Source organism: Thiothrix fructosivorans (genome assembly GCF_017349355.1).
GTDB classification, from domain to species: domain Bacteria; phylum Pseudomonadota; class Gammaproteobacteria; order Thiotrichales; family Thiotrichaceae; genus Thiothrix; species Thiothrix fructosivorans.
Genome location: NZ_JAFMPM010000006.1, coordinates 601,869 through 626,900, shown reverse-complemented (window position 1 = coordinate 626,900; position 25,032 = coordinate 601,869). Strand labels below are relative to the sequence as shown.

At 54.2% G+C, this 25,032-nt stretch carries 26 protein-coding genes; 18 read left to right on the top strand and 8 right to left on the bottom strand.

Annotated features, from left to right (window positions below):
- Positions 1 to 136: 136 nt before the first annotated feature.
- The 10 genes from J1836_RS06285 (at position 137) to J1836_RS06240 (ending at position 9,440) form a co-directional block, all read left to right on the top strand.
- The gene (locus J1836_RS06285; RefSeq protein WP_207250235.1) at positions 137 to 1,813 is read left to right on the top strand and encodes an AAA family ATPase; all 1,677 of its coding nucleotides are present in this window, start codon (positions 137 to 139) and stop codon (positions 1,811 to 1,813) included.
- Positions 1,814 to 1,837: 24 nt separating this feature from the next.
- Positions 1,838 to 3,640 carry an ATP-binding cassette domain-containing protein gene (locus J1836_RS06280; protein ID WP_207250234.1) on the top strand — a complete coding sequence of 601 codons (1,803 nt, stop codon included), beginning with the start codon at positions 1,838 to 1,840 and terminating at the stop codon, positions 3,638 to 3,640.
- 230 nt (positions 3,641 to 3,870) lie between these two features.
- Positions 3,871 to 4,644 (top strand): methyltransferase domain-containing protein, encoded by a 774-nt coding sequence (locus J1836_RS06275; RefSeq protein ID WP_207250233.1) that lies wholly within the window; start codon positions 3,871 to 3,873, stop codon positions 4,642 to 4,644.
- A 167-nt stretch (positions 4,645 to 4,811) separates the two neighbouring features.
- On the top strand, positions 4,812 to 5,684 hold the full coding sequence (locus J1836_RS06270; protein WP_207250232.1) for an energy transducer TonB: 873 nt from the start codon (positions 4,812 to 4,814) through the stop codon (positions 5,682 to 5,684).
- 22 nt (positions 5,685 to 5,706) lie between these two features.
- Positions 5,707 to 6,273: a YqgE/AlgH family protein gene (locus J1836_RS06265; RefSeq protein ID WP_207250231.1), complete on the top strand. Its 567-nt coding sequence runs from the start codon at positions 5,707 to 5,709 to the stop codon at positions 6,271 to 6,273.
- Entirely contained in the window at positions 6,270 to 6,716 is a 447-nt protein-coding gene (ruvX, locus tag J1836_RS06260; RefSeq protein ID WP_207250230.1) for a Holliday junction resolvase RuvX, read from the top strand. Before J1836_RS06265 ends, ruvX begins: the two co-directional genes overlap by 4 nt.
- Positions 6,697 to 7,203: a bifunctional pyr operon transcriptional regulator/uracil phosphoribosyltransferase PyrR gene (gene pyrR / locus J1836_RS06255; RefSeq protein ID WP_207250229.1), complete on the top strand. Its 507-nt coding sequence runs from the start codon at positions 6,697 to 6,699 to the stop codon at positions 7,201 to 7,203. The genes ruvX and pyrR overlap by 20 nt, the downstream gene beginning before the upstream one ends.
- Before the next feature lie 36 nt (positions 7,204 to 7,239).
- On the top strand, positions 7,240 to 7,770 hold the full coding sequence (gene cobU, locus J1836_RS06250) for a bifunctional adenosylcobinamide kinase/adenosylcobinamide-phosphate guanylyltransferase (protein ID WP_207250228.1): 531 nt from the start codon (positions 7,240 to 7,242) through the stop codon (positions 7,768 to 7,770).
- Positions 7,758 to 8,801, top strand: coding sequence for a nicotinate-nucleotide--dimethylbenzimidazole phosphoribosyltransferase (gene cobT, locus J1836_RS06245; protein ID WP_207250227.1), 1,044 nt, complete (start codon positions 7,758 to 7,760; stop codon positions 8,799 to 8,801). The genes cobU and cobT overlap by 13 nt, the downstream gene beginning before the upstream one ends.
- 6 nt (positions 8,802 to 8,807) lie before the next feature.
- The gene (locus tag J1836_RS06240) at positions 8,808 to 9,440 is read left to right on the top strand and encodes a histidine phosphatase family protein (protein WP_207250226.1); all 633 of its coding nucleotides are present in this window, start codon (positions 8,808 to 8,810) and stop codon (positions 9,438 to 9,440) included.
- 5 nt (positions 9,441 to 9,445) lie between these two features.
- On the opposite strand, the gene J1836_RS06235 is transcribed toward J1836_RS06240, so the two are convergent.
- Together J1836_RS06235 and J1836_RS06230 are read right to left on the bottom strand one after the other, a co-directional pair.
- Entirely contained in the window at positions 9,446 to 9,925 is a 480-nt protein-coding gene (locus J1836_RS06235) for a cupin domain-containing protein (protein ID WP_207250225.1), read from the bottom strand.
- Positions 9,922 to 10,503 (bottom strand): RNA polymerase sigma factor, encoded by a 582-nt coding sequence (locus J1836_RS06230; protein ID WP_207250224.1) that lies wholly within the window; start codon positions 10,501 to 10,503, stop codon positions 9,922 to 9,924. The genes J1836_RS06235 and J1836_RS06230 overlap by 4 nt, the downstream gene beginning before the upstream one ends.
- Positions 10,504 to 10,736: 233 nt before the next feature.
- Between J1836_RS06230 and J1836_RS06225 the strand changes: the two genes are divergently transcribed.
- The 7 genes from J1836_RS06225 to J1836_RS06195 all read left to right on the top strand — a co-directional run bounded on the left by J1836_RS06225 (position 10,737) and on the right by J1836_RS06195 (position 18,134).
- Entirely contained in the window at positions 10,737 to 12,227 is a 1,491-nt protein-coding gene (locus J1836_RS06225) for a DUF4331 domain-containing protein (RefSeq protein WP_207250223.1), read from the top strand.
- Positions 12,228 to 12,240: 13 nt separating this feature from the next.
- Entirely contained in the window at positions 12,241 to 12,558 is a 318-nt protein-coding gene (locus J1836_RS06220) for a hypothetical protein (RefSeq protein WP_207250222.1), read from the top strand.
- A gap of 2 nt (positions 12,559 to 12,560) precedes the next feature.
- On the top strand, positions 12,561 to 13,592 hold the full coding sequence (locus J1836_RS06215) for a tetratricopeptide repeat protein (RefSeq protein WP_207250221.1): 1,032 nt from the start codon (positions 12,561 to 12,563) through the stop codon (positions 13,590 to 13,592).
- On the top strand, positions 13,589 to 14,737 hold the full coding sequence (locus J1836_RS06210) for a HupE/UreJ family protein (protein WP_207250220.1): 1,149 nt from the start codon (positions 13,589 to 13,591) through the stop codon (positions 14,735 to 14,737). The genes J1836_RS06215 and J1836_RS06210 overlap by 4 nt, the downstream gene beginning before the upstream one ends.
- Before the next feature lie 26 nt (positions 14,738 to 14,763).
- The gene (locus J1836_RS06205; protein WP_207250219.1) at positions 14,764 to 15,492 is read left to right on the top strand and encodes an adenosylcobinamide-GDP ribazoletransferase; all 729 of its coding nucleotides are present in this window, start codon (positions 14,764 to 14,766) and stop codon (positions 15,490 to 15,492) included.
- 159 nt (positions 15,493 to 15,651) lie between these two features.
- Positions 15,652 to 17,268 carry a hypothetical protein gene (locus J1836_RS06200; RefSeq protein WP_207250218.1) on the top strand — a complete coding sequence of 539 codons (1,617 nt, stop codon included), beginning with the start codon at positions 15,652 to 15,654 and terminating at the stop codon, positions 17,266 to 17,268.
- Positions 17,269 to 17,288: 20 nt separating this feature from the next.
- Positions 17,289 to 18,134: a hypothetical protein gene (locus J1836_RS06195; RefSeq protein WP_207250217.1), complete on the top strand. Its 846-nt coding sequence runs from the start codon at positions 17,289 to 17,291 to the stop codon at positions 18,132 to 18,134.
- On the opposite strand, the gene cobO is transcribed toward J1836_RS06195, so the two are convergent.
- The 4 genes from cobO to J1836_RS06175 are packed head-to-tail and all read right to left on the bottom strand — an operon-like array spanning position 18,106 to position 20,385.
- On the bottom strand, positions 18,106 to 18,720 hold the full coding sequence (gene cobO / locus J1836_RS06190; protein ID WP_207250216.1) for a cob(I)yrinic acid a,c-diamide adenosyltransferase: 615 nt from the start codon (positions 18,718 to 18,720) through the stop codon (positions 18,106 to 18,108). The two genes, J1836_RS06195 and cobO, sit on opposite strands and share 29 nt — an antisense overlap.
- A 22-nt stretch (positions 18,721 to 18,742) precedes the next feature.
- Entirely contained in the window at positions 18,743 to 19,678 is a 936-nt protein-coding gene (locus J1836_RS06185) for a tRNA-dihydrouridine synthase (protein ID WP_207250215.1), read from the bottom strand.
- Positions 19,679 to 19,720: 42 nt separating this feature from the next.
- Positions 19,721 to 19,957 carry a YlcI/YnfO family protein gene (locus J1836_RS06180; protein ID WP_207250214.1) on the bottom strand — a complete coding sequence of 79 codons (237 nt, stop codon included), beginning with the start codon at positions 19,955 to 19,957 and terminating at the stop codon, positions 19,721 to 19,723.
- Complete coding sequence (locus tag J1836_RS06175; RefSeq protein WP_207250213.1) at positions 19,954 to 20,385, bottom strand: putative toxin-antitoxin system toxin component, PIN family; 432 nt, start codon at positions 20,383 to 20,385, stop codon at positions 19,954 to 19,956. Before J1836_RS06175 ends, J1836_RS06180 begins: the two co-directional genes overlap by 4 nt.
- A gap of 268 nt (positions 20,386 to 20,653) precedes the next feature.
- Here J1836_RS06175 and J1836_RS06170 point away from each other — a divergent pair, with 268 nt between their 5' ends.
- Positions 20,654 to 20,905 carry a UPF0175 family protein gene (locus J1836_RS06170; RefSeq protein WP_207250212.1) on the top strand — a complete coding sequence of 84 codons (252 nt, stop codon included), beginning with the start codon at positions 20,654 to 20,656 and terminating at the stop codon, positions 20,903 to 20,905.
- Between the two features lie 150 nt (positions 20,906 to 21,055).
- Here J1836_RS06170 and J1836_RS06165 read toward each other — a convergent pair whose 3' ends face one another.
- Together J1836_RS06165 and J1836_RS06160 are read right to left on the bottom strand one after the other, a co-directional pair.
- Complete coding sequence (locus J1836_RS06165) at positions 21,056 to 22,288, bottom strand: RNA-guided endonuclease InsQ/TnpB family protein (protein ID WP_207250211.1); 1,233 nt, start codon at positions 22,286 to 22,288, stop codon at positions 21,056 to 21,058.
- A 257-nt stretch (positions 22,289 to 22,545) separates the two neighbouring features.
- Entirely contained in the window at positions 22,546 to 24,900 is a 2,355-nt protein-coding gene (locus J1836_RS06160; RefSeq protein ID WP_242632746.1) for a DNA phosphorothioation-associated putative methyltransferase, read from the bottom strand.
- Positions 24,901 to 25,032 lie beyond the last annotated feature (132 nt).

Genomic DNA, 25,032 nt, shown 5'->3' with positions numbered 1-25,032 from the left:
TTCCCCGAAAAAGACAGCCTTAATCGCATCAGGCTCGCCGTTCACACGGCGTGCCAGTATTGCTTGCTTGACAAGTGCAGGTGATTTGCTACCTTGTAGGCGATAAAAATATTTTACGGGCATTGGGGCAGAATAAATGACTAGGATCTTTATCCGGGACGAATACCATTGTGGGCAGCACGACATTTCTGCAGAAGACTACGTGAACCAATTTGAAGCACCACGGTTGTTCGGTCGTACCCACGAAATCGGTCTACTGAATCAAGCGTGGACAAATCCCCAAGCACGCCTGTTCCTTTTGCACGGTGAAACAGGCGGCGGCAAAACGGCTTTAATCCACAAATGGCTGCATCACCTGCAAAAAAAGCACTGGCACGATGCCGAAGCAGTTTTTCTTTGGTCATTCTACCCGCCCGATTTAGCCCATATCCCCCAAGACCCTGTAGAAGAATTTTTCCGCCATGCCCTGTACTGGTTTGGGGGCGAAACCGCCAGCCGTTGCCCTAATCTCTTGCAAGGCGAACACCTTGCTCGTCTCATGCAAGCACACCATACCTTGTTGATTTTAGATGGCTTAGACATCCTACAATTCAAAACGGGCAGCAATCTCCATCAACTCGGCGACCCACGCCTGAATGTACTGATCGAACGTTTATCCGCGGGTAAAACAGGCTTGTGCATCGCCTTGAGTCGTGAACCCTTGCAAGGGCGTTTCGATGAGACGCAAACGCAGCGCCACGCACTGGATAAATTATCGGTAGACGCATCTGCCGAGTATTTAAGCTACAAAGGCGTGCAAGCGGAGGCGGACAAATTACGTCAAATCGCAGTCGATTACGGACAAAATCCCCTCACACTCGGCTTGCTGGGCGGCTATTTAAATGTCTGGCACAACGGCGATTGGAAGCAAATGGAAAAAATCCCGGTGTTGATGGATCAGCAAGCGGATGGGCGGCAAGCCCGCCGCATTCTGGTCGCCAATAGCGCCGAACTTCAGCACCAGCCCAGCGAAGCCATCCTGTATTTACTCAGTATGCTGTACCGCCCGATTCACTGGGATGCGCTGGAAACGCTGCTGGGTAAAGCACAAGGCTGGGGGCTATTCCACAAAAAACAGCAAGATAACTACGCCAGCTTAATCAGTTCATTTGCACGTTTAAATCAAAAGAAACGCTACTTGGCGATTCTGCAATTGCGCGAATTGGGCTTGCTGGAATTATCGGGGCGCTACTTCTGGTTGCCACAATGGGTACGCGAAGCGTATCAACGCCAACTCCGTTTCGACTGGCCGCAGGCGTGGAAAGAAACCACCCAGCGCCTCATGCAGTACCACGCCAACTTGCCCAAAGTGGACGCGGATCTCAGCAGCATCGCGCCGCTCAGTGAAACCCAGCCTTCGGTGAAAATCAACGCACCGTTTGGTCGCATCATCACACCGACTGTACCGGAGACAGTAGAAGCGATTATTCCCGACATCATCACCGAGATTCGTGCTGAACCTATTCCCGAATCACTGATCAACCTTGCTCTTACCTTACTTCCAGAACCTGATACTCAGGAAGAACAACCTATTGTCGAATTGCCAGCGCTCAGCCCGGTCACGCCAGTAACAGCATTGCCGCCACGTCACACCGTCACCCGTGCTGATCTCGACAACCTCATCGACCTAAGCACGAAGCTAAAGCAATACCAAAATTCCTTGCAAATGCTCGACATCCGCACCAAAAAATACCAAAAACACGTCAGGCAACTGGATAAAGACGTACAATCCATGCACTATCCACCCGCAAGGACAGGCACAGCGTCCCGCTAGCCGCTTACTATTTCGACAGGTGTTATGGCTTTACTTCATTTACGCAATATCCATCTGGAAAACGGCGACAATCGCCTGTTTGACGGCATCGACCTCACCATAGAACCGGGCGAACGCTTATGTTTGCTAGGGCGCAACGGCACGGGCAAATCCACCCTGATGAAGCTATTGTGCCGCGACATCCTGCCGGACGAGGGTGAAATGATCCACCAGCCCGAACTCAAGATTGCCCGCTTGCAACAAGACGTGCCGCACGACCTTTCAGCACGCATTTTCGACATCGTAGCGGAAGGCTTGGGCGAAGTGCAGCCAGAAGACGAATGGCAAATTCAGTGGAAAGTCGAAACAATACTGTCACGTATTCAGCTTGACCCCGATACGCTGTTTGAAAGCCTCTCCGGTGGCTGGAAACGCCGCGCCTTGCTGGCACGCGCCCTCGTTGCCGACCCCGATTTGCTGTTACTGGATGAACCGACCAACCACCTCGACATCCCCGCGATTGAGTGGCTGGAAAACTTCCTAATGGGCTTCAAAAGCACGCTGCTCTTTGTCAGCCATGACCGTTCCTTCGTGCAAAAACTGGCGACGCGTATTATCGAACTTGACCGAGGCAAACTCACCAGTTGGCCGGGCAATTTCCAAAAATATCAGGAAAACAAACAAGCCGCTTTGGATGCCGAAGCCCAGCAAGCCGCGCTGTTCGACAAGCGTTTAGCCGACGAAGAAGTGTGGATTCGCCAAGGTGTCAAAGCTCGCCGCACCCGTAACGAAGGGCGCGTGCGTCGCCTCGAAGCGATGCGCGAAGAATTCAAACAACGCCGCAATGTACAAGGCAAAGTCACCGCGCAAATCGGGCAAGGCGACAGTTCCGGCAAAGTGGTGGTCGAAGCCGAACATCTCGATTACGGCTGGGATGGCAATCTGCTGATTCGCGACTTCAATACCACCATCTTGCGCGGCGACAAGATCGGTATTATTGGTCCCAACGGTGTTGGCAAAACCACCCTGATCAAGCTGTTGCTGGAGCAATTGCAGCCCACAGCCGGTACAGTGAAGCTCGGCACACGCTTGCAAGTGGCGTATTTCGACCAACACCGCTCGCAATTTGATGGCGAGAAAAACCTGCGCGACAACATTGCGTCCGGCTCAGATTTCGTTGAAATCAACGGGCAACGCCGCCACATTATCAGCTATTTGCAGGATTTCTTGTTCACCCCGCTGCAAATCCAAAAGCCAGTGAAAGTACTGTCTGGCGGCGAACGTAACCGTTTATTGCTGGCACGCTTATTCTCGCAGCCCTCCAATTTGCTGGTACTCGACGAACCGACCAACGACCTCGATGCCGAAACACTCGAATTGCTGGAAGAATTGCTGATCGACTACCAAGGCACTTTGTTGCTGATCTCGCATGACCGGAGTTTCCTCAACTCGGTGGTGACACGCAGCATCGTGTTTGAAAATGATACGATTGGCGAATACGCAGGCGGTTACGATGACTGGTTGCTGCAACGCCCCGCGCCCGTGTCCGAGAAAGACAAGCCTGCCGCCAAACCGGAAAAAGCCGCCGAAAAGCCTGCCGCTGTCGTAGCACCCGCACCCGTCCCCAAAGCCAAAAAGCTCAGTTTCAAAGATCAGCGCGAGTTGGAATTGTTACCTGCGCGGATTGAGCAATTGGAACGTGCGATTGCCGCCCTGCATGAGATCATGAGCCAGCCGGACTTTTACCAGCAAGGTACAGCACAAGTGAATGCTCGTCAGGATGAGTTACAGCAATTGGAAAGTGACCTGCTCACTGCCTTCGCTCGCTGGGAAGCACTGGAACAGTGAGCAAAAAAAACCGGCTTACCTTTAGGGCAGCCGGTTTGAAACACTGTGTCAGTTGATGTGGTCAGTTGAGGGGTCTCCTGACACAGGAAGCTGCAAACCTGTTTAGACTTACAACTTACCCCCAGTATAACCAATAAGAAGTAAACAGCGGTTTACACGACAAGGATTTTTTTATGATTTTTATCAAAAAAACACAAAAAACAACCTAGCTATCACCATAGGTTTCTGATATGCGAAAAGACCGTATCTTCGACGGATTAGCCCAACGCTTCCAACGCAGCATTTACGATGACCCACGCGGCATGATCCGGCTGGCGATTTTGCAAGACGATTTGCAAGCCTTGGTAGGTGATGCGGCAACACGCCCCTTGCGGATTTTGGATGCTGGTGGCGGCTTAGGGCAAATGGCGATTTGGTTAGCACAGCAAGGGCACCAGGTGGTGTTAGCAGAACCGTCCAGCGATATGTTGCAACGTGCTGAAGTGAATATTGCCGCAGCAGGAATGCAGGATGCGATTCAATTGCACCAAAGCAGCGTGCAGGATCTTAATCCCAACGAATACGGCACATTTGACCTCATTATCTTCCACGCCGTATTGGAATGGCTGGCTGAACCGCGTGCGGGGCTGGAACATTTGCTGCATTGCCTAAAACCGGGGGGCTGGCTGTCGCTGATGTTTTTCAATCACCATTCCACCGTGATGCGCCGCTTGATTGCGGGGGATTTGGACACGGTGCGCCGAGGCAACATTGCTAGCGATGGCAAAAAGGGGCTTGCGCCGATTTCTCCCCTGAAACCGGATGAAGTGCTCAGTTGGCTTGCACCGCTGGGGTTGGCACTGGATACGTGGTCCGGCGTGCGTAGTTTCTACGATTACATGTACCGCGACGTGCGCAAAACCGTCAATATCGCGGAAGTCTTGCCGCTAGAACGCACCTATTCGCGCCTAGAACCGTGGCGTTCGTTAGCACGTTACCAACACATGCTCTGCCGTAAAACCTAGCACTTCCGCTCATCCCTTCCGTTGTTTTAACACAATGCTCTACTCAATTGACCTATTAAGGTGTTAAGATAATCTCCATCAAAGGGGCTTACCTTGAAAAAAAGCAAGCAGGATAATAGTAAAAATAACATCCTGTCCGTGAAAAACGTTATCTGCGTATTATAACAATGCATGTATTGCCAATGAACTTTGCGGATGAACCGCTCGCTAAAACCTTTCCCATCGCGGCTGTGCTCCACCTTGCGCTGATTTTTGGCGTGGGTTTTGTACCCGAACTTCAGCAAAACACCAAGTACGCGCCGGTACTCGACATTACTCTCGTGCAAACGCATTCCGAGGAAGCGCCCGATCTGGTGGATTTTATTGCGCAAGCCAATCAGCAAGCCAGTGGCAGCAGCGACGAAAAAAATCGTCCGACCAGCCCGTTATCATCGTTAATGCCGATTGAAACTGACGGCGAATCGCCGTTGCAATCCGAAGCCAGTTCGCCCGATACACCGCTCAAAATGACCCCGCAAATCATGACCACCAAGGGTGAAACCTTCAAGCACGTTGAAAAAGCGCCGGAACAACCCGAAGACAGCGAAAACGTACCCGTGGCGGAAGAACGCAGCGATGCCACCGAAGAAATTGCCCAATTACTCGCGGAAATGGATGAGGAGGAAGCCAAGTATGCGCGTCGCCCGCGCATCCATTTCATTGATGCCGTCAGCGCGAAAAGTGCGGTAGAAGCCGAGTACATCGACACATGGATCAAAAAAATTGAGCGCATCGGCAATATCAACTTCCCTGAAGAAGCGATTGCTCGCAATCTCAGCGGCAAACTGATCCTCAATGCCACACTGGATCACGAGGGACGTGTCGTGGATGCACAAATTAGTCTATCATCAGGGTACGATGTGTTGGACAAAGCCGCACTGCGCATTATTAAACTCGCAGGTCCTTATCCCACACTCCCCGAAGAAATTCGCCGCAAGTGGGATCAGCTCAACATTACCCGCACTTGGATTTTCCACAGCGGTACGCTCAACACCCAATAGCCCAGCAAACACCGGAATCACCGTGACTCAAGACATTCTCAACCTGCGTAACCATCTACTGATCGCCATGCCCAGCATGGGCGACCCGAATTTTGATCACACAGTCAGCTTGATCTGCCAGCACGATGAATTCGGCGCCTTTGGCGTGACCATCAATCGTCCGCTAGGCATGACCGTCGGAGAATTGTTCGAGCAACTCGACATTACCATTGACGATCCGCATATTGCGGGGCAATTCGCGCTCAGTGGCGGCCCTGTGCAAGCCGAACAAGGCTTTGTGCTGCACGACGGCGAACGCAATTGGGAAAGCACGTTGCGCGTGTCGGATAATCTGGCACTGACCTCTTCCCGCGATATTTTGCAAGACATTGCGCACGGCAATGGTCCCGCACACTTTTTGCTATTGCTGGGGTGTGCAGGCTGGAGTCCGGGGCAATTGGAGCACGAAATCAAAGAAAATGCGTGGCTGACCTGCGCCTCTACCGCGCCCATTCTGTTTGAGATGGCCTTTCAGGAACGCTGGCGCGGTGCGGCACGTACCTTGGGTATTGACCTGAATTTACTCGGCATTGCCGTAGGTCACGCATGAGTCACATAACCGTGCTAGGCTTTGATTACGGGAAAGCACGCATTGGCGTGGCGATTACCAATACCCTCACCGGTATTGCTACACCGCAATCGACCATTCAAGCGCACGACGGCACACCCGACTGGAATGCAGTTACCCGTTGTCTGCAAGAATGGCAACCGAAACGCTTGGTGGTCGGAATGCCGCGCAAGCTGGATGGCTCAGATAGCGCCATGCAAGAACCGATTTTACGCTTTATCCGCCAACTGGAAGGGCGTTATCACCTACCTGTTGACGTGGTGAGTGAACAACTGTCGTCCCTCGAAGCCGAGCAACGTCTCAAACAGACACGGCAAGCGGGACGCAAACGCAAAGTGCGTAAAGAAGAAATTGACCAAATAGCCGCCACTATTATTTTGGAAAGCTGGATTCAGGAGTATAGCCATGGACAACAAAAACTATAATATCAATGTGTTACTCGACAGCCTCGAACAGCAAGTGCGCCAGTGGATGCAGGACAAAAACATCAGCAACCCTGTGATGGTGGGAATGCACACCGCTGGCGTGTGGGTTGCACAAGCCCTGCATCAACGCTTACAGCTTGCCGAGGAACTCGGCGAACTCAGCAGCACCTTTTACCGTGACGATTTCAGCCAGAAAGGGCTGCATCGCCAGAAAAAACCTTCACGCATCCCGTTTGATATTGATAACCGCCACATTTTGCTGGTGGATGATGTGATGTACACAGGGCGCACCCTGCGCGGGGCGATGAATGAATTGTTCGATTTTGGGCGACCCGCCAGCATTACCGCCATTGTGTTGATTGCACGCGGTGGGCGTGAATTGCCGATAGAGCCACAAATTGCCGCCTTGCGCGAAGAACCGGGCAGCGGTTTCCGCTACCAAGTCAGCGGGCCCGCACCCTTGACGCTGCAATTGCTCGCCATCTGATACACTCGCTTCCTGTGATTCAACAGGAAAATTCCCATGCAAGCCCTGATCCTTGGCGGTGCACGTTCGGGTAAAAGCCGTTACGCCGAAACCATTGCTCAACAATCCGCACGCGAGGTGGTGTATATCGCCACCGCGACCGCGCATGACACCGAAATGCACGCCCGCATTGCCCACCACCGCGCTTCACGCCCCGCCCATTGGCAGACTATCGAAGAACCGCTCGCGCTTGCCGCCACCCTGCAACAACACGCCGCCAGCGGACGCTTGCTGCTGGTCGATTGCCTGACGTTGTGGCTGACCAACCTGCTATGCTTAGACGATGACAGCCGCCTGCACGCCGAAACCACGGCTTTGCTGGAATGCTTGCCGCACCTGCCCGGTGATATTGTGCTGGTCAGCAATGAAGTCGGCTTAGGCATTGTGCCATTGGGCGAATTAACCCGCCGTTACGTCGATAACGCAGGGCAACTTCACCAGCAATTAGCCGCACAATTAGCAACCGTCGTTTTCATGGTGGCGGGACTGCCACACCCACTCAAAGGAAGTCTGACATGGAATGGTTAAACACGCCCGCACAAGCCCCCAATGCCGCGATGAGCGCCGCCGCCCGCACCCGCCAAGCGCAACTCACCAAGCCAGTGGGCGCATTGGGTGATTTGGAAGCCGTCGCGATCCGCCTAGCAGGCTTGCAAGGGCGCGAACAACCTGCGGTCGATAAGGTGCAGATCAGCGTATTCGCGGCGGATCACGGCGTGGCAGAGGAGGGCGTTTCCGCCTTCCCGCAAGCCGTGACCGCGCAAATGGTACACAACTTTCTCAACGGCGGTGCCGCGATCAGCGTGCTAGCACGGGCGTTAGGTGCAACCTTAGAAATCGTCGATGTCGGGGTCAAAACCCCCATTACTCACCCCAAACTGATTAGCCAACGCGTCGGCGACGGCACGGCGAATAGCGCCCTCGGCGCTGCCATGACCCGCCCGCAATTAAGCCTTGCCCTGCAAGCGGGCGCGGATGCGGCAGAACGTGCGCACACTGCCAACGCGGCGTTATTCATCGGCGGTGAAATGGGCATTGCCAATACCACTGCTGCTACCGCGATTTATTGCGCCTTGCTGGATGTCGCCATCTTGGAAGCCACCGGCCCCGGCACAGGGCTAGACCGTGACGGCATGGTGCATAAAGTTAACGTGATTCGCCGCATTCTCAACCAGCACCGCAGCCATTTCGACGACCCGTTGGAAGTGTTGCGCCGCGTGGGTGGCTTTGAAATTGCGGCGTTAACGGGTGCATACATCCGCGCCGCCCAACTCGGTTTGCCGGTCTTGGTGGATGGTTTCATTAGCACCGCAGCCGCACTCATCGCCATTCATGTGCAAGCTGCCGTGGCAGACTGGCTTTTCTTGTCCCATACTTCAGCAGAGCCGGGGCATTTCTTCGCGATTGCCGAATTGAAACAGCGCCCGCTGTTGGATTTAAACCTACGCCTAGGCGAGGGTAGTGGTGCTGCTATTGCTGTACCGTTGTTACGCCTCGCTTGTACACTGCATAACCAAATGGCAACCTTCGCGGAAGCCGCTATTGCCGGAAAATTGTAAGTCACGATGGAAAATACTGCCGATACCGCCGAACTCCCACCCATTACCACGCCCACCACGGTGGACTTGTTGCGCCACGGGCAAGTGGTTACGCCCAATTTATTTTGCGCCCCCAGCAACGAACCGCTGGGTAATCACGGTTGGAAGCAATTAACGCTGGCGACGAATCCGGGGCAATGGGATGTGGTGATCAGCTCCCCCAGCCGCCGCTGCCACGATTTTGCGCGGTTATTGGCGCAACGCCTCGGCTGCCCGTTTGGGGTTGATCCGCGTTTGGGGGAAATGGATTTCGGGGATTGGGTCGGCAAATCGCAAACCGATGTCTGGGAACAATACCCCGAATTGATGCAGCAATTGTGGTTTCAACCGCGCCGCTTTGTTGCCCCCAATGGCGAAGCGATGGAAGATTTTATCGAGCGCGTCCAACAAGCGTGGGATGAGCTGCAAATCCGTTACGCGGGGCAAAATGTGTTGCTGCTGACTCATGCGGGGGTGATTCGCGTGGTCTTGGCGAAGGTGTTGGATATTTTGTATCAACGTAGTTTGCGCTTTGAAGTGGGGTACGCGCAGATAACGCGAATACGCACTTACCCCGATGGCGCAACGTCGTTGTTAGGGCATGGGTTGCCCCACGCTTGAACCTGCTAAACGGGCAGCACGCCTTTTTGGAACACCAACGCGCCGGTTTCTGTCCTCAGTTTGCCGTGTAGCACGCCCTTCGCCGCAAAGTGGTAATCACCGGCTTTGAGGTGCAAATCGCCCAACCACATTTCGCCTTCGAGCATAATGCACTCTTCATCGAAAGGGTGCGGATGCCCCGGCATTTCAAACCCCGGTTGTAGCCGCGCCAAATACGTGACCACGGGCGAATCGGCCGTTTGGTGCAGAATCTTGAGCGCCGCACCGGGCAGCGCCTGAATCCATTCACCCTCCCGCGCCCGAATCGTCTGGAAACCGGGTGTCAGGCAAGCACTGTCTGCCGCCACTTTTTCCAGCACAGCCGTGCGCATTCGCGTTTTGAGCGCAACAGGCAGTTCGACACTGGCGTGGTTTTCTGCCAAGAGTGCCACTATATCCGCGTCTAATGCGTTGATCCTTGCGCCGTTGCCATCATTCATGCTCATGACATACCTCTGTCTGGAAAAGAATCGGTTAATGCTGCCCGCAAAATCGCTTGCGCCCGCCGTAACAGGGTTTTGACGGTCCCCAATGGCTCACCCGTATGCGCCGCAATTTCCTGATGGCTCAAACCACGGTAAAACGCCAGTGCAAGCAGTTGGCGTTGCTGCGCATCCAGTAAGTGTAAAGCACCCTGCAAGGCGCTGCCGGTTTCTACCGTCAAGAGCATCTCCAATGGATTCGGCGTATGGCTATCTTCCACCTCAACATCATCACTCAGCTCCACCTGTTGTTTCGTGGTAGCCGCCTCTTTGCGCAACGCATCAATCGCCCGACTATGCGCCATCATCAGTAACCAACCCAGCGGGGTGGCACGTTCTGGGCTGTAGCTAGCGGCTGCCCGCCACACTTGCAGGTACACATCGCTGACAATTTCTTCCGCCAACGCCGGATTAGCAGTGATTTTGAGGGCAATGGCATACACCCGCGCCACCGTTGCATCGTAAAAATGCCCCAATGCCTGCTGATCACCTTGCTGGATATTCGCCAGCAAGGGGTAGAGTTCGGTCTGATCGTGTGCCATCCATGCTCTCCCGCAAAATGATCAGCAGAGTCTACCACAGGCGCTGCCGCCGCTTCCTAATGGCGCACCCCTAATACGTCAACAGACGCTGCATTGGATGTGCTGCCAAGTCACTCTGTAAAAAATTTAAAAAAGTCCAATCCAGTTGCGCAACCCAACGCGTATTAGGGAGCAGATGCTTGTTGTGAGCATCCCCCATGACTCACTTACCCTAATGCTTGTCGGAGGACATCATGAACACATCACAGCAACTCGCCATTACTGCCATCGCCTTCGCCGTTTCCAGCGCGGTTTCGAGCAGTGCCTACGCCTCCAGTCACCGCGAAGCGCCCTTCATTACCGAAAATCCCACGGTGGATGCGACTGACTTCTATGCTTTCCGCAGTTATGAAGCGGGGCGTGCAGGATTCGTTACCCTGATTGCTAATTACAACCCACTGCAAGACCCGTATGGCGGCCCCAACTATTTCAGCCTATCACCCGATGCGCTGTATGAAATCCACATCGACAACAGCGGCGATGCCAAGGAAGACCTGACCTTCCAGTTCCAAATCACCCATGAACTGGGCAACGCTGGTAAAGGCATCGCCTTACCCATCGGCGGCAAAGACATCCCCGTCCCGCTCAAGAACGTCGGCCCTGTCACCGATACGGATTCCAGCAACCTGAATTTCCGTGAATCCTACACGCTGACCATGATTAAGGGCGACCGCCGCACGGGTGAAAAGCACGAAGCCATCAACCCCGCCAACGGTGGCACCAGTTTTGCCAAACCGTTTGATAACGTCGGCAATAAAACCTTTAGCACGCAGGCTTACGACCAGTATGCCCACAGCTTTATCCAACCTGTGCAACTGAGTGGTTGTCCGAGCGGAGCGCAAGACGGGCGTGTGTTTGTCGGTCAACGCAAAGACCCCTTTGCTGTCAACCTCGGTGAAATTTTTGACCTTGTGAACCTCGACCCGACGGCTGCACCGGATGCCAAACCCGATGCACTGGCGCAGAAAAACGTCACTACCTTTGCCCTCGAAATACCCATCGGCTGTTTAACCGGCGGTAATAGCAATGGCATATTCGGGGCGTGGACAACGGCTAGCCTGCCACAAGTCAGCGTGCTTGACCCAACACCGGACAAGCTCAAAGCCAAAGTCAGCGGCGGCGCATGGACACAGGTTTCGCGCCTCGGTATGCCACTGGTGAACGAAGTGGTCATCGGTCTGCCCGACAAAAACCTATTCAACGCCAGCCAACCCAAGGATGATGCCGCGCAATTCCTGCCTTACGTCACCAACCCCAGCTTGCCAGTACTGTTGAATGCCCTGTTTGGTGTCACCGCCCCCACCAATGCCGGTCGCGCTGACTTGGTAGCCGCCTTCCTGACCGGTTTGAAAGGGGTGAATGCCGACGGTTCAGCCGCCGAAATGCTGCGCCTCAATACCGGCATCGCCGCCACCACGAAAGCCAGCCAGCACAACCTTGGCGTAGCGGCGGGCGATGCGGCGGGCTTCCCCAACGGTCGCCGTCCCGGTGATGATGTCGTGGATGCCGAATTGCGGGTCGCGATGGGGTTGCTGTGTCACCTGCCACTGGGTTTGTGTACACCGGAACAAGCACCGAGCGGGATGATTCCTTACACTGACGGCACACCGCAAAACGCCGGTCAGTTTGACGAAACCTTCCCTTACCTGACCACGCCACTGGCTGGTTCACCCAACACCCACTAAGGGAGGCATTGCCATGAAAAACCAATACTGGACACTATCCACCAGCACCGTGTTGCTGGCTCTATTGACCGCCTGCGGTGGTGGCAGTGGCAGCAACGCTATGACTGAAACCGGCAACGGCAGCAACACAGGTGGCACAACCAGCACCTCCGCCAGCCGGGTGCAAGTCATCGCCAATGCCCCCATGACCGCCCAAGCAACCGATGTCACCGACCCTGCGGGTCTGCAACAAGACCTGATCAGCGTATTTGGCGCGGCTGATAGCAATCCTGTACCCGTCAATAGCGGCGACACCGTGCAAACGCTCATCAGTCGCGCAGCGGGGCAATAACCATGCAACCGAAACAGAGACCTGCATCTGTTTCACCCGTGACAGGGCGGCGTTACAGCGCTGCCCTGTGCTTTGCCCTCCTGCTGGGCTTGCCTGCTGTATTGCAGGCAGCTCCCCACATACCCAGCAGTGAGAGCGAAGTGCTGGAAGTCTTACCCACCCAGCTACAGGGAAACAACAACCCCATCAACCGCCTGCGGGCGCAATGGCGTGCCAACCCGCTCGATACCACCACGGTTGCCTCACTGGCTCGCCTCTATATCGAAACGGGGCGCGAACAAGCCGACCCGCGTTACTACGGTTACGCCGAAGCACTCCTGCAACCGTGGTGGCAACAAACGCAGCCACCCGCCGAACTGTTGCTGCTCCGTGCCACCATTCGCCAACACAACCACGACTACGCCACCGCCACGCAAGACCTTGCGCTTGTGGTGCAGCAAAACCCTCACCAGACCCAAGCATGGCTAACCCTTGCGACGGTTCAGTTGGTCAACAAGGAATACGCCGCTGCCCGCCGCAGTTGTGCCGCACTGGCAACGCACGCGTCAACGTGGTTTGCGACACTCTGTTACAGCCAAGTCATGAGCCAAAACGGTGATGCCGAACAAGCTTACCGCCTGCAAATCACCTTATTGCCGCAACTCGGCAAGGAACAGGTGGAATTGCGCCAATGGGTGCTCACCTTACTGGGCGAAACCGCCGCCCGCATCGGCAAAGCGCCGGAAGCCGACCAACATTTTCGGGCAGCCTTAGCCGAACCACGCCGTGACAATTACCTGTTGCGGGTGTACAGCGACTTCCTCATCAGCCAGCAGCGCCCGCTGGAAGTCATCACGCTCTTGCAAGATAAAACCAACGATGATGCGCTGCTGTTACGCCTCGCCATTGCCAGCCGCGATGCCCAGCAAACGGCTGCAACCGCCCGCTATCAAGCCCTGCTCGAAGCCCGCTACCAAGCCGCCAAGCTACGCGGCAGTACGCTGCCCGCAGAAGATGCAGCCTTGTATGCCCGTACCTTTGGAGCAGCACTATGATGACGAAAACTCGTCTCCACTTCCTCTGGGGAATCTGCCTATTGCTGTTGCCATTGCTCGCTGTCGCCCACAAACCCAGCGATAGCTACCTGTTTTTGCAGGATCAGCCGGAGGGCAATATTGGCTTGCGTTGGGACATTGCGTTACGCGATCTGGAACAGGCAATCGGGCTGGACAGCGATGCGGATGGCAAGATTACTTGGGGCGAATTGCAACACCAACAGACCGCGCTGGATGCGTATGCCCTGAGCCGTTTGCACTTGCAACAAGGCGACGCAGCCTGCCAGCCGCAGGTCACGGGCTTGCAAACAGAAACCCATACGGACGGCGGTTATGCGGTGTTACTGATGAATGCGGGTTGCCCCGCCACGGCTGGTGGGGCGTTGCAGGTGGAATACCGTTTGCTGTTTGATATTGACCCGACGCATCGGGGTATCCTCTTGGATCAGCGGGCGGGTTCTGAGTCAGCGTCCTATATTTTTTCCACCGACCATCCCAAGCAGGCATTGACGCTGCAAAACAGCGGGGGGCTGCCGATTTTGCTGAACTATATCCGCGAAGGCATTCATCACATTCTGAACGGGTTTGACCATTTGCTGTTCATTGCCCTATTGATCTTGCCCGCCGTGTTGGTGCTGAAGGAACGGCAATGGCAACAGGTGGAATCGTTCCGCCCCGCTTTGATTAATCTACTGAAAGTCATTACCGCCTTTACGCTGGCGCACTCCATTACCCTGTCGCTGGCAGTGCTGGGGGTGGTGGATTTACCCTCAAGACTGGTGGAATCCGCGATTGCGCTCTCCATCATCGTGGTAGCGGTGAATATCCTCTACCCCCTCATTACCCATGATCAGTGGAAACTGGTGTTTGTGTTTGGGCTGTTGCACGGCTTCGGCTTTGCCAGTGTGCTGAGGGATATGCAGATGCCGACGGGAGCACTGGCGGAAGCACTGTTCGGCTTCAATGTCGGGGTGGAAATAGGGCAACTGTTGCTGGTACTGCTGGTGTTTCCCATCGCCTATAGCTTGCGAGCTAGCAAGGTGTATCGGGTGCAGATTTTGCATGGCAGTGCCGTGTTAGCCTTGATCGTCAGTGGGGTATGGTTTGTGGAACGGGCGTTTGATCTGCGGGCATTCTGGTCTTGAGCGGCATATTTTGTTAGATTGTGAGCATGTTACAGCCATTCTTCCTCGCCCTCTCGTTCCTCACCCGCATCCCCGTGCCCGATTTAGGCAAACTGGACGCGCCCGATTTTGCGCGTGCCGCCTTGTTTTACCCGCTGGTGGGTTTGCTGATCGGCGGCTTGCTGTGCCTGCCCGCACTGCTGTTTCCTCACGCGTCGCCCTTGTTATTAGCGGCAATCCTCACGGTGTTCTGGGCAGCCATCACCGGCGGCTTGCATCTGGATGGCTTGGCGGATAGTGCGGATGCGTGGCTAGGCGGCTTTGGCGATGCAGAAAAAACCCAGCGTATCCTCAAAGATCCGCTGGTCGGTGCAGCAGGTGTCATCGCTATCGTCGGCGTATTGCTGCTGAAATTCGCCGCTCTCGCCGTATTGCTGGAACACCAGCAATGGCAGGTTATCGGCTTCGCACCGCTGCTGGGGCGCACCTTGATTTTACTGCTGTTTGTGACCACGCCGTATGTCCGTGAAGGTGGGCTAGCCAGTGCCGTCACCGCGCACTTGGATCACTACGCAGCAGGGTGGCTCAGCGCAACCATCATCGGTGCTAGCTGGCTGGTGTCCGGCAGTGGGCTGGCGGGCGCTCTGCTCGGTTTTTGGCTGTTGCGCCGTCTCATGTTGCAACGCTTGCAAGGCTGTACGGGCGATACGGCGGGAGCGAGCGTCGAAATAGGCGAAATGTTCTGGTTAGTGGGTGCAGCGCTCATGCTGTCATAACGCAATGCCTTGCAGATAATCGGCGCAATTTCACCAACTAACGGAAGAGTTGTTCTAAAATAAAGTAGCTTAAATCGGTTGGTACGACTAACTTTACCCGTATCTGTTGGTCTATCTACACACACGATGGGCAAAAATAACTCTTGGGGGAGCTTCGCCATGCCACAAACCACTAGTACTACCAGCACCGAAGACCGTGCTATTGTCAAAGCCAAAGTATTGGAATTAAATCGCCTAGCACAAGACGCGGATACACGAATGCGCGAAGCCTTGGCGGTCAGTAATCCAGCCTCCGCTAATGTATGGCGGGAACGCCGCGACAATTACAATGCCGAATCCAAACGCCTCTCCACTTGGTTAAATACCCCAGCGCCACCGACCATGACACCCGAAGAAATCCGCAAACGCCTGACCGAATTGCCGTACAAAATTCAGTACGCCGATAAAATGCTGACCGAATACCAACGCGTCAACAATGCCGCCAAAATCAACGAATGGGCACGCGAACTGCAAACGTTGGAAGCGGAGCAAACCCGCTTACTGGCAATGACAGCAACGGTTGCGCCTACGCCAGCACCGACACCTGCGCCACGCCCCGTAACGCCTGCGCCGACTCCAACACCTGCGCCGCGCCCTGTAACGCCTGCACCTACACCCGCGCCTACGCCGCGCCCCGTAACGCCAACACCTGCGCCCGCACCACAACCCGCCAACAGTGGTAACACTTTCATTATCACGGTTGCGGATACCTTTAACAGCAATAGCAGCCAAGATTACGCCCACAATGCCATCCTCAAGCAATTACTGGATGGCAAATACAGCGCGGCAAAAATCGGCGCAACCGATCCCAAAGCGCAGGCGTATAATATTATGCGCCAAAATAACAGCGCCCCCCTGCACTGGATTCGCAACCACGCCCACTCGCAAACCTTGCATGATAATTTGCCAATGGTCAGTGCGGCGGACAAACGCCGTTTCCCCAAACTCAACCTGAGTGGCGGACGTGTCGGGCAAAACTTCTTCATCCGCGATTTCATGCAAATCAACAGCCCCGGCGATCTGACCGTGGGTGATTTGATCGTGATAGATGACACGGTGTATTCCACCTTTGCGCAAGACTTCGATGTGCTGGTGAATAGCATTAACGAATACCAAAAGCAGCAAGGGCGCAACCACCGCGTATTCCCTTACCTACGCATGGCACACCGTGACGCGATTCAACTGATTCCGGGGACGCAAGACGGCATCAACCAGTTCGGTGGTGCGGTGATGAGCAACGTCAGCGTGAGCGGCAACCTGATTTATTCCGATGGGGCATTGCAAGGTATTTTCGCGACCGATGGCGCATTCCGTAACCTGCATATCCGCAATAACCACCTGCAAATCGGCGGGGAACACACCATTACCATCAATGGAATGTTGAATGGTTCGATTATAGGCAATACTGACATTAACAATCAGCCGCTTGCCGACAGCAAAATTGCCTTGTATCCACTACGCTTAGGAGGCGGTGCTAACATTTATGTGCTGGGTTTTAGCAATAAGGCGGCGCTTAAACCTACTGACCCATGTTACTACCAATACGACGCGGTATTAGGCGTGCCAGCGGCGTGCGATTTCCGGCGGCAAGTCATGCCTCGCGGCGTTTGCTACCAACGTGTGGATATGTTGGAACTCCATGCCCTGTTAAAGCGCCAATACCCACAGACGGCTGAGCAATGGCAAGCGGTTATGGTTGAACTTGAACAACGCGGCTTTGCCCAAGCCGTGTCTTAATCACGGAGGATAAATACTTGATGGTGTGCAATACCAAAATAATCGCCCCCTTACTGTTGGTGGCGGGATGCTGCTTCAGTGCCAGCAGCAGCGCCGTGCCTGACGAGCCAACCGTCAAGCTCAGCAATAGCTGGTACAAAGCCACTTTTGCCACGCGTTTCCCCCCGCAAGGCGCTTCACTGCCCCCTGCGAGTGGTACAGCCGTGTTGTACCGCAACAAAGCGGATCTCGTGGGTGAAACGTATGACAGCGTATTCAAGCCCGCACCGCAGAACGTGCAAACCGCCCTCGCCGCGACCAACACGGTTAACCCTTTTCACCCACAGTTCGCCGCGCTGTATACCCCCACCGCACTGCGCAAACGCGCTGCGTGCACCATGCTCAGCACGCCGATTGAGTTAGATGATAAAAGCGCGACCAAGGAATGGGTGGTGGCATTCTCCGCTGTGCAATGTTTGGAAGCAGATGCGGCTGCCGCGCTCCGCAGTGGCGATACCACGCCCCACCAGTGGGTCTTGCAGAAAATCACCAATGGCAAATACCGCATCCTCGCCGAAGGGGATGGCAATATCACCCTGACCAATCACCAGAAAGAGCAAGGCTACAAAGAAATTCGCACCAGTATGTTGATTCCACGCACTTTTCCTGAACATAAACTGCAATGCGGTGGGGCAGAATTTACCTGGCACTACCGTAACAACGGCTATGTGCTTGCCGCCACCGAAATCCTCGCGCAAGATTGTGAGCCGCTGCATTTCCCTGATTTAACCGGAGCAGCGTGGCAAAAAGCCTACGATACCTATGCCGCACAGGTGAAAACCGTGGTGGATGGCTGGCTTAAAGATCAATCCCCGGTTGCGCCGTAATGCCCTCACGGTAGGCGTGTTTCACGTCCGCAATCTCTGACACGGTGTCAGCGAGGTCACGTAAGGCTTCGCTGGCAGCACGCCCTGTCACCACAACGTGCTGCATCGGCGGGCGAGCCGCCAGCGTGTCGAGCACTTGATCCGCATCCAGATAGCCGTAATTCAACAAATACGTCAGCTCATCCAACACCACCAAGTCATAACTAGCATCAGCCAGCATGTGCTGCGCGACTGCCCAGCCGCGTAGGGAGGTGGCAATGTCTTGCTCACGGTTTTGGGTTTCCCACGTAAACCCGTCGCCTAACACATGCCATGCCACGTTAGGGTCGCGGCTGAAAAACGCTTCTTCACCCGTATCAGTGCGGCTTTTGAGGAATTGGCACACGCCCACTTTCATGCCATGCCCCAAAGAGCGCCCGACCATGCCAAAAGCGGAGCTGGATTTGCCTTTGCCATTGCCGGTGAGCACCAGCAGCAAGCCTTTTTTCTGATCGGCACGCGCAATGCTCGCATCAATGATGGCTTTTTTGCGTGCCATGCGGGCGGCGTGGCGTTGGTTACGTTGATTCTCGGCGGTGTCAGTCATGGTCGTTACCTTAGCGAAAAGGCTAGATGATAGCCGCTTTGATCTCACACGGCAGTTTCATGCGTTTTATGTGTTGGAAAAGGGTGTCGGCTTCGGGGTATTGGCGACGCAAGTAAGTAAACCACTGTTTGACGAAACTGACGGCGTATTTCGGGGCGCGTGCTTCCAACTGTGTGGCGTAGTGTTGCACCAGCGGTAGCACGGCTGACCACGGCAACGGTGTATACGCTTCACCCGCGTGTTGGGCGTGAATGACGCGTGCAAGGTCAGGGAAACTCAATGCGCCGCGCCCTAGCATTAAATCGACACAACCACTTTCGGCTTGGGCTTGCCGTGCATTCGCGGCTGACCAGATTTCGCCGTTGGCAATCACGGGAATCGTGAGTTGCGGTTTGACTTTGCCGATTTCTGCCCAATACGCGGGGGGTAAGTAGCCGTGCTGCTTGGTGCGGGCGTGGATGCAGAGTTCGCTTGCACCAGCGGCTTCGACACCGAGGGCGATGTCTTCAAACAGCGTGCTGTCTTTGAAGCCGAGGCGGATTTTGGCGGTGACGGGAATGTGTGGGCTGACCGCTTCGCGCACGGCACGAATAATGCCGTGGACGCGTTCCGGTTCGCGCAGTAATACCGAACCGCCGTCACTTTTATTGACGGTTTTGGAAGGGCAGCCGAAATTGATGTCGATGCCGGGTGCGCCTAAGCGTTCAATCGCGTGGGCGTTGAGCGCCATAATGGCGGGGTCGCCGCCGAGAAGTTGCACGTAAACCGGCGTTCCGGCGGGGGTTTTGCCGCCTTGACGCAATTCGGGGCAGGCGCGGTGGAACACACGGTTAGGCAATTGTCGATCGACCACGCGCACGAATTCGGTCACGCAGCGCTCGTAACCGCCAACGCGGGTTAGTAGGTCGCGCATGGTGTGATCCATCACGCCTTCCATGGGGGCGAGGATTAGGCGCATGGGTAAACAGCTAATTGTTTAACGATTTTCGACTACGTTTGATCACAAACGATCAAACGTAGCCGGTTCAACATTTGGCACAGCACGCATAACCTTGAGAAAATCTGCGCGTGATGCTTGAGCGGCTTCTTGTGCCAAATAATTTTTGGTTAGCAAGGCAGACATTTTTTCAGCCGCAGCCGTTACCAAAAATTGATTGATCGAGACACCATCCGCCTTTGCCAGTTCTTTAATCTTCTCATGCAAGGATTGGGGTAAACGCAATGTCAGTGTAGTCATGATGTTTGACCTCTTAATAACTCAAGAAAACGCCCCGGCGTAATCGCTTCGATCCCAAAGGTATCAATATTGGCAAAATCACGGAGGTTGTGTGTCACGATGTAACGGCTAGAGGAAGCAACCGCTAGTTCTAGTACCATGTCGTCTTTCGGATCGCTTAACCACGGTCGCCATAAAAAGAAAATGTCGTGATGGCTCGTGATTCCGCAGATATAACGCAAGAATTGCAGAATTTCCGCTTTGCTGCTTGCCCCAGTCATGTGTTCGTCGCGGGTCAGCACATCCTGATATTCGGTATATAAGGGTACAGACAACGCCACTTGAAAATGCTCCAACGGCAATTGTGAAACAAGCGCGTAAGAAGCTCCTCTACTGGAGCGTAACGCCGACAACATCACATTCGTATCAATCACAATTCGTGCTTTCATGGTGTCATATATACAACCATTAGTGGTGATTTGACAAGTCTCTTGTGGTGGTAATTACGTAGACTGAGCATCTGTGGTCAACTCCGCGAATCTTTCTGCCGTCACCACCTTCGGAATCAAACGCCCACTCTTCCCCGCCAACATCAGCACGATTACGCGGCTATGCTCTTCGCCGTAGCTGACGTGGAGCGGTTTGGCGGTTGAGTTGCGCCACGAAAGATAGAGTGTTGTACTATGAACTCAGTCACACAAATACGGAGTGAACCTAATGCACGCTTTATCCATCCCTTACGCAGATGATCTATTGATCACATCGGGCAAGCCCCTCAAGGAGTTGGAGGAAGAATTACGCTTCCTGCTGGCGGTCAAGCTGCTTGAATTACACCGTCTGACCTTGGGCAAAGCTGCCGAATTCTGTGGCATGGAAAAACTACGTTTCATGTTTGAAACTGGGCGTTTGAAAATCCCCGTCATGAATCTGGATGATGATCAGATTGCCGATGAGTTACGCGATGACTAAAACAGCCATTATCGCAGACAGTGGTCCCCTGATTGCCCTTGCACTGATCCCGTATTGGCACAGTCGGTATTTTGCGTCGTGCCAAAAAAGCAGGGCTGCTTGCGGAATTGACATCCTCCCCTCCCTGAAGGAAGGGGATTCCTACTGCATTCAGCTAAGGATTAGCTGACTTACTTCGGTGGATTCCTGCTTCATCGAGAGGCGTAATGCCACATCTCCACAGGCTAACAAGCGGTGTCCCCGCTCTTTAACATTGATCGCGCCGACCACATCGGCATGGTTTTCATAGCCACATTCCACACACGCAAAGCGAGCTTGGGTTTGGCGGTTAGCGGCTGACACATGACCGCAACACGGGCAAGTTTGGCTGGTGTGGTGCGGTGGCACGACAAACAGCATCCCGCCGTTCCATGCCGTCTTATAATCCAGTTGCCGCCGGAATTCACCCCAGCCTTGGTCGAGGATGGCTTTGTTCAGACCAGACTTTGCTGCAACGTTTGTGCCGGGGTTTTCTGCTGTGCCTGCCGCTGATTTAGACATATTTCTTACCTGCAAATCTTCGACGAACACTACCGCGTGGTTTTGGCTGATGGTGGTCGTGGCTTTGTGCAGGAAATCGCTGCGGGCGTTGGCGATTTGTGTATGTGTTTTTTGGACTTTTGCTTTGGCTTTTTTCCAGTTGTTACTGAATTTCTGCTTGTGTGTCATGCGCCGTTGGTATTTGGCGAGCTTGGCTTGTTGGATTTTAAAGCTGTTGAGCGGGGCAATATAGCTGCCATCCGAGAACGTGGCAAAACGGGCTATGCCCAAGTCAATACCAATGCTTCGGCTGCACTCAGCACCAGTAGCCGTAGTAGACACAGATTGTTCCACTTCCCGCTGGGTTTGGATGCTGATGTACCACTTGCCGCTTTTGCCGGAAACGGTGACATTGCGCAATTCCCCCAACGCCTCACGGCTGTTGCGGTAGCGTATCCAGCCCAGTTTGGGCAGGAAAATACGGTTGTTACCTTGGTCAAGCTTGATTTGTTTGGGATCAGGGTAGCGGAAGCTGTCGCCACTGCCTTTGCGTTTGAACCGAGGGAAGTCGGCACGCTTGGCAAAGAAGTTTTTGTAGGCTTTTTCCAAGTCCTTCAAGGCGTGCTGCAAAGGATGAACAGGGGCATTTTTCAGCCACGGCGTTTCTTCCCCATTGCGCCACGCCGTCAGATGTTTTGCCATTGCCACGTAACCAATGAATTTTTCACCCGCTTCATGGTTGGCTTGCTGCAACGCTAACGCCTTGTTGTAAACAAAGCGGCACGAACCCGCATAACGGCGCAGATTGCGCTGTTGTCCACCGTCTGGCTTGAGTTCGTATTTAAAGGCTTGGAGTCGTTGCATTCTCTGAGTGTAGCCAACAATCGCATGGATGAGAGTGGATTTATGTGCTAAACGGTGTTGCTCGGCAGATTAACCTGCGAACATAGGGCGGCTTCGCCACCCGCGCTATCCTCCCCGCCCTGAAGGACGAGGTTTGCCGCGCAACCTGATCAAGCCGTATATCTTGTACTTGCAAGCGAATAACATCTACATCAGTGACAAACTGGCGGAGGCTGTTCTGCGTGATGTGGGGGAATGGTGATGGTTAGTTAATCGAGTCACGCAGGTGTTATCCGATTAAACGCTTCCGCTGTCACCACCTTCGGAATCAAACGCCCGCTCTTTCCTGCCAACATCAGCACGATTACGCGGCTATGCTCTTCGCCGTAGCTGACGTGGAGCGGTTTGGTGTTGCCGTAGAAATACAGGCGGTCGAAGGGGGTGTTTTGCACAATCCATTGGGCGACTTCGAGCATGTTTTCGTCGGGGACGATGAAGTCACAGGCTGCGCCCTTGCGTTCACAGATCAGGTTGCCACGGGTATTGAGTTCGTGGGCGGCGTGTTGGTCGCGTTTGGGGTCGATGCTGCCGTTGATGTGTTTGGCCAGTTCGGGCGAACAGAAGCCGTAGGTTAATTGGATGCCGCCGAAATAATCCATCACGGGGTCAAGTACTTGGGTCGCTAACACCGCGAGGGCGTTGTAGGTGGCGGCTTGCTTGGGCAGGTTGGGCAAGCCGGTTTTGGCTTGGGTTGCGCCGCATTCGATGAAGTGGCGAAACGTGTGGTATTGACCGCACGGGTCATCCAGTTTAGGCAAGGTACTGGCGGTTTGCAGGGTGAAACCGTTCACTTCCAATCGCAAGCGTTGCAAGGCAGCGTCGAATTGTTCGGGGGACATGCCGTAAGCGTCCAAATTCAGTTCGGGGATAGCGGATAAGACTTGGTCAAAGGCAAGCTGTTCGGCGTAGTGTGGGTAGTCAGCGGTGAGGAAACGCGCTTTCAAATACAAGTAAGGTGGCGTGAAGGTTTCGCCGTATTTGTAATAGTCAAAACGCTGGTTAACTAGGCTAATTTTGATGCGTTCCAGCAAGCGCGGAAGGGCTAATTCCTCAAAATCGTCGTATTTCATCAGCGAGAGCTTGCCGGATTCGGCGTGGATTTTCAGCAAATCAGCCGAGGTGACATCACCGAAGACTTGGGTGGCGCAGCCGATGTAAACGCGCAAGATCGGCGGCAATAACACCACTTGTGAGGTGTGGAAGGTCAACGAGCCTTCGGTATCCAAATAGCCGTAGCCGCTCGCGGCGGCTTGGTGGCACATTTGGCGGATCAGGGCGGGGTTGCCAGCGGAAAACAGCAGGCGTTCGCCTTCGGTTTGCGCCAACGGGTAACTGGTGAAAAAGGCTTTCACATCGCGTTTGAGGCTTTCGGGTAAATGGCGGTAGACGCGCTGCTGGTCGAAGCGGCGCATAGCGAAATACACGGTGAGGTCGTCGCGGCGACTCTCGAACGCGAATTTCAAGGCTTCCGTGCCGTGGAAACGTTGCAGGAAGTTCAAGCCGCGTTGCCATGTGCCGAAAAGGTCTTTGACGGCGGCAACTTGCGGAAATTCATCTTCTTGCGGTGGGCGACCGAGTTCAAGCCAACTTAACCATAATGCGTCCAGCAAGTCGGCGTGTTGTTGGTAGAACGCTTGTTCTTTTTCTGTTTTGGTCGGGCGTGTTGCCTTGGGTGCTTTGGGCTGTTTGGGAATTTGGTTAATTAGGCGATTGGCTGTGCTGCGATTGCGGTAGCGGCGTTCCAAAAAGGCTTGTTCGGCATCTTTGTCTTTGAATACGAAAAACACGCCGGGGCCGACGGCAACGGGGTCTTCATCCAACACGCGGCGCAGGTATTCGCGGAATTCTTCTTGTGAGTAGTAGCGTTGGAAGGTGTTACGGCTGGTAAGTACGCCATCGCGGAACAAACGCCCGCGTTCGGGGGATTGTTCGCCGAGCATGACGGCGGCGCAGAGGAATTGGGTGCAAAGTTGGTATGCGCCTAACACGGCGGCGAGGCGTTCATCTTTGTCTTCGATCACGTTGATGACGAAGCCGAGGTTGACTACATCGGCGCTGTGTTTGGGGTTTTCGGGGCAGAAGTGCGGGTCCCAACCGTTGGCGGTGAGGTTATTTTGGCGCAGGATGTCTACATCGCTGCCTTTGCCGCAGCCGTAGTCGAAAATGGTGTGTTTGCCTTCCAAAAAGTCATGCTTGGCGAGGAGTTGCATGGGTTTGGAGAGGGCGTAGCGGGTTAGGGCGGTGCGATGGCGTTCGACGTTGGAAGTTGGTTCAACAGTTTGGAGTGGCGCTATTTCACTGCCATCTAGCCGGACTAGCTGGTGATCGACGACTTTGTAACCTGCATTGCGGAGACGTTCTTCCCATTGTTTTTTATAGCCGATTTTGCGGGAGTCTTTGAAAAGTCCGGCATCTTCGAGTTGCTTGGTGAGAGCGGCGAATTTGGGGATGTCGGGGTGATCGGGAGGGAGTAATAGTTCTTTGCGGTGGAGGATCGGGGGGTTGGAAGTTGTTGTATAATTTTTAGAAATAGTTTTTGATGAATTGTTTTTTATAGAAGTAGAATGCTGCAATTCTGGAAATTCATGAGAATTAAAATTCTCATATGCAAGCAACGACAATAATGATCCATCTGAATTTATTTTAATAATTGTTGATTTTTGCGCTTCAATACAAAAAAAAGCACGCTCAATTATTGCACGAAA